The organism is Chryseomicrobium imtechense (assembly GCF_041475995.1).
GTDB classification, from domain to species: domain Bacteria; phylum Bacillota; class Bacilli; order Bacillales_A; family Planococcaceae; genus Chryseomicrobium; species Chryseomicrobium aureum.
This window is the reverse complement of record NZ_JBGOBM010000006.1, coordinates 197,474-204,715: the sequence shown is the minus strand read 5'-3', so window position 1 is coordinate 204,715 and position 7,242 is coordinate 197,474. Positions and strand designations below refer to the sequence as shown.

Annotated in this window: 8 protein-coding genes; 4 read left to right on the top strand and 4 right to left on the bottom strand. The window is 41.9% G+C overall.

Going from position 1 to position 7,242, the window contains the following annotated elements; genetic code table 11:
* Positions 1-704: 704 nt before the first annotated feature.
* Genes AB5N96_RS08295 through AB5N96_RS08285 form a run of 3 tightly spaced genes read right to left on the bottom strand, consistent with a single transcriptional unit; the run spans position 705 to position 1,893 of the window.
* Positions 705-1,178, bottom strand: coding sequence for a DinB family protein (locus AB5N96_RS08295; protein ID WP_392454998.1), 474 nt, complete (start codon positions 1,176-1,178; stop codon positions 705-707).
* Entirely contained in the window at positions 1,159-1,392 is a 234-nt protein-coding gene (locus tag AB5N96_RS08290) for a helix-turn-helix domain-containing protein (RefSeq protein ID WP_499705232.1), read from the bottom strand. Before AB5N96_RS08290 ends, AB5N96_RS08295 begins: the two co-directional genes overlap by 20 nt.
* Positions 1,393-1,401: 9 nt before the next feature.
* Positions 1,402-1,893, bottom strand: coding sequence for a DUF2975 domain-containing protein (locus tag AB5N96_RS08285; RefSeq protein ID WP_499705231.1), 492 nt, complete (start codon positions 1,891-1,893; stop codon positions 1,402-1,404).
* Between the two features lie 170 nt (positions 1,894-2,063).
* Between AB5N96_RS08285 and AB5N96_RS08280 the strand changes: the two genes are divergently transcribed.
* The gene (locus AB5N96_RS08280) at positions 2,064-3,011 is read left to right on the top strand and encodes a sensor domain-containing diguanylate cyclase (RefSeq protein WP_499705230.1); all 948 of its coding nucleotides are present in this window, start codon (positions 2,064-2,066) and stop codon (positions 3,009-3,011) included.
* Between the two features lie 32 nt (positions 3,012-3,043).
* On the opposite strand, the gene AB5N96_RS08275 is transcribed toward AB5N96_RS08280, so the two are convergent.
* A complete protein-coding gene (locus AB5N96_RS08275) occupies positions 3,044-4,612 on the bottom strand; it encodes a sensor domain-containing diguanylate cyclase (RefSeq protein ID WP_499705229.1) in 1,569 nt (522 codons plus the stop codon).
* A gap of 345 nt (positions 4,613-4,957) precedes the next feature.
* Between AB5N96_RS08275 and AB5N96_RS08270 the strand changes: the two genes are divergently transcribed.
* From AB5N96_RS08270 to ribD, 3 genes are all read left to right on the top strand, one after another.
* The gene (locus AB5N96_RS08270; protein WP_499705228.1) at positions 4,958-5,173 is read left to right on the top strand and encodes a hypothetical protein; all 216 of its coding nucleotides are present in this window, start codon (positions 4,958-4,960) and stop codon (positions 5,171-5,173) included.
* A gap of 222 nt (positions 5,174-5,395) precedes the next feature.
* A complete protein-coding gene (locus AB5N96_RS08265; RefSeq protein ID WP_499705227.1) occupies positions 5,396-6,151 on the top strand; it encodes a GTP cyclohydrolase II in 756 nt (251 codons plus the stop codon).
* The gene (gene ribD, locus AB5N96_RS08260; RefSeq protein WP_499705226.1) at positions 6,144-7,238 is read left to right on the top strand and encodes a bifunctional diaminohydroxyphosphoribosylaminopyrimidine deaminase/5-amino-6-(5-phosphoribosylamino)uracil reductase RibD; all 1,095 of its coding nucleotides are present in this window, start codon (positions 6,144-6,146) and stop codon (positions 7,236-7,238) included. The genes AB5N96_RS08265 and ribD overlap by 8 nt, the downstream gene beginning before the upstream one ends.
* The last annotated feature ends 4 nt before the right edge of the window (positions 7,239-7,242 follow it).

The following is a 7,242-nucleotide window of genomic DNA, read 5'->3' as shown; positions in this document are numbered from 1 at the left end:
ATTTGCTGCTGGGATGAGGAGGTTCTGCTGTACTTTGAACGTATTATGATGCACTTTCCTGAAATGGTGCTGTACTTTTGTGATTTGCTGCTGGGATGAGAAGGTTCTGCTGTACTTTGAACGTATTGTGATGCACTTTTCCGAAATACTGATGTACTTTTGTGATTTGCTGCTGGGATGAGAAGGTTCTGCTGTACTTTGAACGTATTATGATGCACTTTTCCGAAATACTGATGTACTTTTGTGATTTGCTGCTGGGATGAGGAGGTTCTGCTGTACTTTGAACGTATTGTGATGCACTTTTCCAAAATGGTGATGTACTTTTGTGATTTGCTGCTGGGATGAGGAGGTTCTGCTGTACTTTGAACGTATTATGATGCACTTTCCTGAAATGGTGCTGTACTTTCGGGATTTACTGCTGGGAGAGGTGATTAGTCCTGAATTGCCGCCATAAAATCGCCACGAACAGCAGCTGAGTCTACCAGTTCTGGTTTTACCTCACACCATACATCAGTGTATACTTATATCAGATACTGAAGAGTGGGGGTTGACCTATGGATAAACAACCTGAAAATCGACCAAATCGTAGTGGAAAGATACTGGGCGGCATCGTGCTCGCTGTACTATTCCTTATTATGAGCTTTGCGATGTATAATTCGTTATTCAACTAACCAAAAAAGTGACATTCCAGACAAATCGGAATGTCACTTTTCTATATTTAAAAACTCCACGTCCCGTGGTAACAAGTCACAGTTAACGGGTGCGAGCCCGAGTTCACGAGACCAAACAGATAGCTGACCGATATGGTGTACTTCATGTGTTGCGATGTGCATCATCACCTTGATATGAGAAAACTGCCGTCCACGCAAATCCAGAACCGCATCATTTAAGACAGTCTCTTTTTCAAACCATTGGAGCGTCCGTTCACGTGTCATCGCCTCAAAAGCACGAATATCAGCTAGCGTTCGGATCTTCTCGATGGGTTGGATGTTCACATCTATACCAAGAAGCTGGCTGACCCAGATATGTTCGCAATACACGACATGATACAAATTATGAAGGATGGATTTCATACCACCAAAACGTGGTTTCACAAGTTCCTCATACGGTAACTCTTCACACCACTTCATCCAATCCGCACGCACTTGCCAATTGTAATCAAACAACGGTCGAATCATATTCTTCCTCCTCTGGTACATACTCCAAAATATCACCCGGCTGACAATCCAGTGCCTTGCAAATGGCTTCTAGTGTCGAGAAGCGTACGGCTTTTGCTTTCCCGTTCTTCAAGACAGACAGATTTGCCATGGTGATGCCGACCTTTTCCGTGAGTTGTGTCACACTCATCTTACGTTTTGCTAACTGGACATCAATATGAATTTGAATGGGCATGTTCTCACCTCAGATCGTCAATTCGTTTTCAGTTTTATACGTAATCGCTTCTTGCAGCAGCGCTTCTAAAACAGCTGCAAATACTGAAACGACTAGTGAAGCTCCAACAATTACCATTCCGATTAGAACTAAACCAGGTGCGTCGTCCCACTGCGCAACAACAAAAATGAGAGGTAACGCAAGCGTATACAAGAAACTAATCCATAGACCGGAACGTTTAATCTTTTTTAAGGCTCCGACAGATGCGGCTGAAAATGCGCCATTGGTTTCAATTAAACGTAATAATTTATAAGCTTGAAATAATGCGATGTAATAAGGAATAGCAGAAAGTAGAGCAGCTGTTACTAATCCTAACATAATGAAAGGCAAAATGTTCTCCCCGTTCATATAAGTAAAGGCTTCCATAGCTAATAAAGGCAGAGCGTACAGACATAGGCCCGCGACAGGTAACGCGATCACTACCAGCGCAATTTTTAACAAAACAGTGGTACCTTTTTTCACAAAGCTTGCTCCTCTCTAACAATGAATTGAATTAAGAATATCTTATAATTTATCGTTTATCAATAAATATATAGGAATAATCGATTTTATTACATCATTTCAGAGTTTGGAGAAAATGGGGTATACTAGAAGGTAATTAAAGAAAAAGATGAGGACGGGAGGGATTACTCGTGACACCTACACAAGAAGTGCAAATGTACCGGAATTTTGATGAGCTTGCAACAGATGTTTTAGATCTTGCGAAGGAAATCCTACCTGACAAACTCATCTATCTCACTTCATTTACCGATACACAACAAGTGATTCTAAAAGTTTCTGATGAACATTCGGAGATTATGATTTCAGAAGGAATGGTTGTGAAATTGCCGAACTCTGTTTGCAATCGTATCGATTTTGCAAAGAACGAACCATTACTATATGCGGATGTTGAACATGATACGGATTCAGAGCGAGTAAAGACCATTTTACAAGGTGTGAACATACAATCGTACATGGGATTGCCCATCACACATATGAACGGAGAGCGATTCGGGACGCTGTGCGTAGCAGATAGTAAGGCAAGTGAATACGATGAGAAAAGTATCAAATTGCTCCAACGCATCGTTCGGATGTTCTCGTATTATTTGGAATTGGAACGATGTGCGTTTCGGGATCCACTCACGGATTTATACAATCGCCGCTATTTATCAGATCGTTTTAAAGAAACGGCAAACAACGGTGGAAGTCTGTTCTACCTTGACTTGGACGGATTCAAGAAGGTCAATGATACCTTGGGACATGATGCAGGCGACGAGGTACTAAAAGAAGTTGCAAAACGCTTGATAGAAGCCACTCGTGGAAATAAGGAAAGTTGTGCAGTACGGTTAGGTGGAGATGAATTTATCATTCACTTTGCGTATCCAAGTACGGAAGAAGAGGTATCTCACTGCGCAACACAGTTAGTACAAGCGATGGAGAAATGGGAAGATGGATATCGAATATCTGCAAGTATTGGGGTTGTACTATTTGAAGCTGATGAAGAGATAGACCTAGATGCAGTTCTTAAGAAAGCAGATCATGCATTGTATACGGCTAAACTTTCTGGGAAAAATACATTCTTCATCTATAAAGACTTTTAAAACCTATGCCCGGTGTGGACATAGGTTTTTTGTTAGGAAAACTCTTTTATGCCATTTATAAAGGAAACACGTTCAATGCGATTTCGTCCGTTTGCTTTGGCTTTATAGAGTTGTGTATCTACATCACTAAAAAACGTTTCAAGGTCGCATTGCGTACAATCGAAATACCCGACACCAATAGATACGGTAATCGTTTGTGGAGCAGGAAAACTAGTGTGTTCGACCTCTTGTCTGAATCTCTCTGCAAATGCTACTACTTCGTCTTCAGTCGTGCCTTGTATAACAAATGCAAATTCTTCTCCGCCCAGACGTACAGGTAGACTGGTCGCTGGCATAGAGGATTTCATCAGCTCGCCAAGTTTGATTAGGACTTGGTCTCCAATTAAATGCCCGTACGAGTCATTGATGGATTTGAAATGGTCGATATCAAGGATGACTAAGCCAAACGGTTCTTGGTTTTCGTGAATAAGTTCAAGCATGTGTGCATATCGACGTCTGTTTACAAGACCTGTCAGCGGGTCGGTAATTGCTAAAGATTCTAATTCTCCTAACAGCTGTTGTTGATTTTGTGCAAAGGAAAGGATCATCTGTTTGATTGCGGCAGATTCTCGATAAGGTGAAGGGATAGTTTGCGTCTCTTGAATGACTTCATGAATCGGCTTAGAATAATCGACCTGTGACAAGCGATTTAAAGGTCTCGTGATGAACAGGATGAGCCCTAGTAAAACTAAGAAAGCCGCAAGAATAAACGGTAGACTAATCACGATTGCTCTTTTTGCAGAGAGTTCTGCAGGCGCTAAAGCAATTTCTTCAGGTGTCATAGAAATAATACCCCAATCACTTTCTTCTATTTTGTCATATCCCGCATAAAACACGGCACCTGTTCGATCTTCAATAATACTTTTTCCTGCTTGATCTTGAGCTAAATCGCTGGTTGCTTGATTTTCAAAAACTTTCGAGCCTATCCATTCCTTCCGTGGGTGATAAATATAGTGTCCTTCGTTATCATAAACAGTCGCTAAAGTGGAATCATCTCCATAAGTTTGTTCCAGTAGACGAGTTAAGAAGTTCTGTTCTTCTAACCAAACGAGTCCGTTCAGCATACCGTAATACTCTCCGTCTTGATAGAGCGCTGTAGAGATGATGAGCATGAGTTTGCTATTCGTACCTATGTAAGGGTTGGAAATGAAATCTTGCTTAACCTCAATCCCACGTTTCACGCCTTCTGTATTGATATAGATACCCACAAGCCCTATATCGGGATAGTTGGCGCGGCCGGTCCCATTGTCATTGATGATGGTAACGGAATTAAAGTTAAAGTTTGATTCTTGGATAGTTTTGAGAATAGACGTTAACTCTTCTGGGTCGTCCCAGTTCTCCAGAACATTTGCGTGGTTTGCTTGTAAACTCTCACGCATCAAGATAAAGGTATCATTTGTTAAAGTACTCAATTTTTGTGCATTGGAGTAGTTCAGTTCAAGGGTAGATTCAGTTAGAGTCTGTCTGTTTACATAGTATTCTGTAGCAAATACAACAGCTAGTGTGACAAATAAGCTGACTGTTGTGACGAGTATAATCAAAAATTTTAATGGGAGTTTCATAAGAGTTCACTCATTTCAGGATAGTTTCCTTAGTAGGTAAAGTATACCAACTATTGTAGGGGGAAACTATCTCAAATTAAGAGGAATTTCGTCCTAAAAAGTAGAGTTGTTTGCTATGGTTTATTTTGTAAATTAAAGCTAGTATTTTCTGAATCGTTTGATATAGTTAGAAATAAATGGCTATTTTCCAATTGCATGGATAGTTCATTAAGGGAGAAATGACATGTTAGAAATTAAGGGGATTTGTTTAGGGTGAAGAGATTTCTGTTAGTACTCATTTTCGCATTGTCGTTGACAGCATGTACTGGCGATTTTCCTTCTGAGATTAAGGGGAAGGTCTATAGAGTGGATGAGAGTTCAGTTCATATCGCAGTTTATGGCGATGACCCTGAAGCAGAGTATCCGGTCTATGAAGTAATCATCGATGACGCCACGATTATTGAAAAGGTAGGGGCCAACTCAGCATCTGCAGAATCGTTAGAAATTGGTGATAGGGTAGTTGCGGAGATTCGTGATCGGGAAAAACAGATAGCTTCGAAGATTGTAGTAGAGGAGGAATGAGGCGACTTACGTGATGGCTTTCGATATTCAATAAGAGACTGCAAATCGCTATTGGATTTGCAGTTTTTTCAATTTGTCTATAGTTTATGTACCATCTAACAGCCTTCGAAGCCCGCCACTACTTGAAAGTTCCCGAGTTCTTTTACTCACGGATTTTTATCCTCCGTGATAGAATGATGAAAAACTCATTCAAAATTCAGAACTTGAGCAGGAGTGGACATCATGATACAAGAAAAATTAGACTCAAAAGTGGTTGCCGCATTACAAGATAAAATTCAATTGATTCATAAAGAGGATGGGGCGATTTACTTAGTCGGTCCGATTCGTTTACCTGTAAATCTTTACGGGGAAACTGTTGTGTTCCAGTGGTATAGCTGGTTGAACTGTGACGAAGTGACAAGTGATGTGAATCGCATCATTGAGAAGCTCTCTTCATCGAATTTAGCTGAACTGCAACAATCCAGTGTACTTGCATATGGAGACTTCGCGAATGGAGAAGATGCCATCATTCGTATGCATTCGATTTGTCACACAGGAGATATCTTCGGTAGCAAACGATGCGACTGTGGCTATCAATTGAAAGAATCGATGAAAATGATTGTGGACCATGGAACGGGGGCTTTATTCTATTTAGCCAATCATGAAGGCCGTGGAATTGGTCTGTTCAGTAAAGCGATGGCGTATATCCTCCAAGAAAATGGCTACGATACGGTAGATGCCAATGAAAGCCTTGGTTTTGTGGACGATTCACGTGACTATACGGATGCTATTCGCGTACTGAAGGCGCTTCGCTCAAAACCAATCAAACTAATGACGAATAACCCGAAAAAATTACAAGCTTTGCAAGAAGCCGGTATGGAATTAGTAGGCCGCCAACCGTTATGGGGCGACTTGTCTGAGTTCAATGAGGTTTACTTGCAGACAAAAGTAAAACGCTCAGGTCATATCGAAGAAGAAGGGGCACCTGTTCATGACTGATCATACATTTTACATGGAACTGGCACTTAAAAATGCGCAGGCCATGAAAGGACAGACGGATCCAAATCCGTTAGTGGGCGCTGTCATTGTCAATGACAACCGCATTGTGGGAGTCGGCGCTCATTTAAAAGCGGGGGAACCGCACGCTGAAATCCACGCTCTTCGTATGGCTGGAGAGCACGCAAAAGGTGGCACGATCTACGTTACACTCGAGCCATGTTCGCATCACGGTAGAACAGGCCCATGTGCGGAAGCTATCGTTGCAGCTGGTCTCAAACGAGTGGTCATTGCCACGTTAGACCCAAATCCCGTAGTGTCAGGGAATGGCGTAAAAATTTTGGAGCAAGCAGGGATTGAAGTCATCACAGGCGTCTGTGAAGAGCAGTCTCAGCAAATGAATGAAGTGTTCAATAAATTTATCGTGCACAAGACCCCGTTCATCACTATGAAATCAGGGATCACGCTAGACGGTAAAATTGCTACGCATACATCCGATAGCAAATGGATTACTTCAGAAGAATCCAGAAGAGACGCCCATCACTTGCGAAATGAACACCGGGCCATTATGGTCGGCGTGAATACGGTATTAAAAGATGATCCTGAACTGACGACTCGAATTCCGAATGGGCGAAATCCAATCCGAGTACTTATAGATTCCCACTTGAACGTTCCGTTAACGGCGAAAGTAGTCGTCGATCAACAAGCGGAAACGTGGGTCTTCACCAGTCAGAACGCAGACCCTGAGAAAGAAGCGGAACTAAAGTCTAGGGGAGTTGAAGTGTTTCGGACGGATAGCTCGGACCATGTCAATGTACAACAAGTCGTTGCTATTTTAGGCGAGCGCCTGGTCTCATCCGTGCTACTTGAAGGAGGAGGGACAATCAACGCGTCTTTCCTTGAGCATCAACTGATTGATAAAGTGGTTTTATACATGGCGCCGAAACTAATTGGTGGAAAAGATGCACCTACGTTTTTAGAAGGGACAGGCTTCGCCAAAATGAATCAAGCAATTGAATTGTCCGCCACTCAAATCGAAAAAACAGGCAAAGACTTTAAAATAAGCGGTTATCCCGTCTATCTTACGTAAAGGA

Coding starts and splice junctions, on each gene's coding strand:
- AB5N96_RS08265 (WP_499705227.1), top strand. CDS start 5,396: ATGATACAAGAAAAATTAGACTCAAAAGTGGTTGCCGCATTACAAGAT.
- AB5N96_RS08290 (WP_499705232.1), bottom strand. CDS start 1,392: ATGCCCATTCAAATTCATATTGATGTCCAGTTAGCAAAACGTAAGATG.
- AB5N96_RS08275 (WP_499705229.1), bottom strand. CDS start 4,612: ATGAAACTCCCATTAAAATTTTTGATTATACTCGTCACAACAGTCAGC.
- AB5N96_RS08295 (WP_392454998.1), bottom strand. CDS start 1,178: ATGATTCGACCGTTGTTTGATTACAATTGGCAAGTGCGTGCGGATTGG.
- ribD (WP_499705226.1), top strand. CDS start 6,144: ATGACTGATCATACATTTTACATGGAACTGGCACTTAAAAATGCGCAG.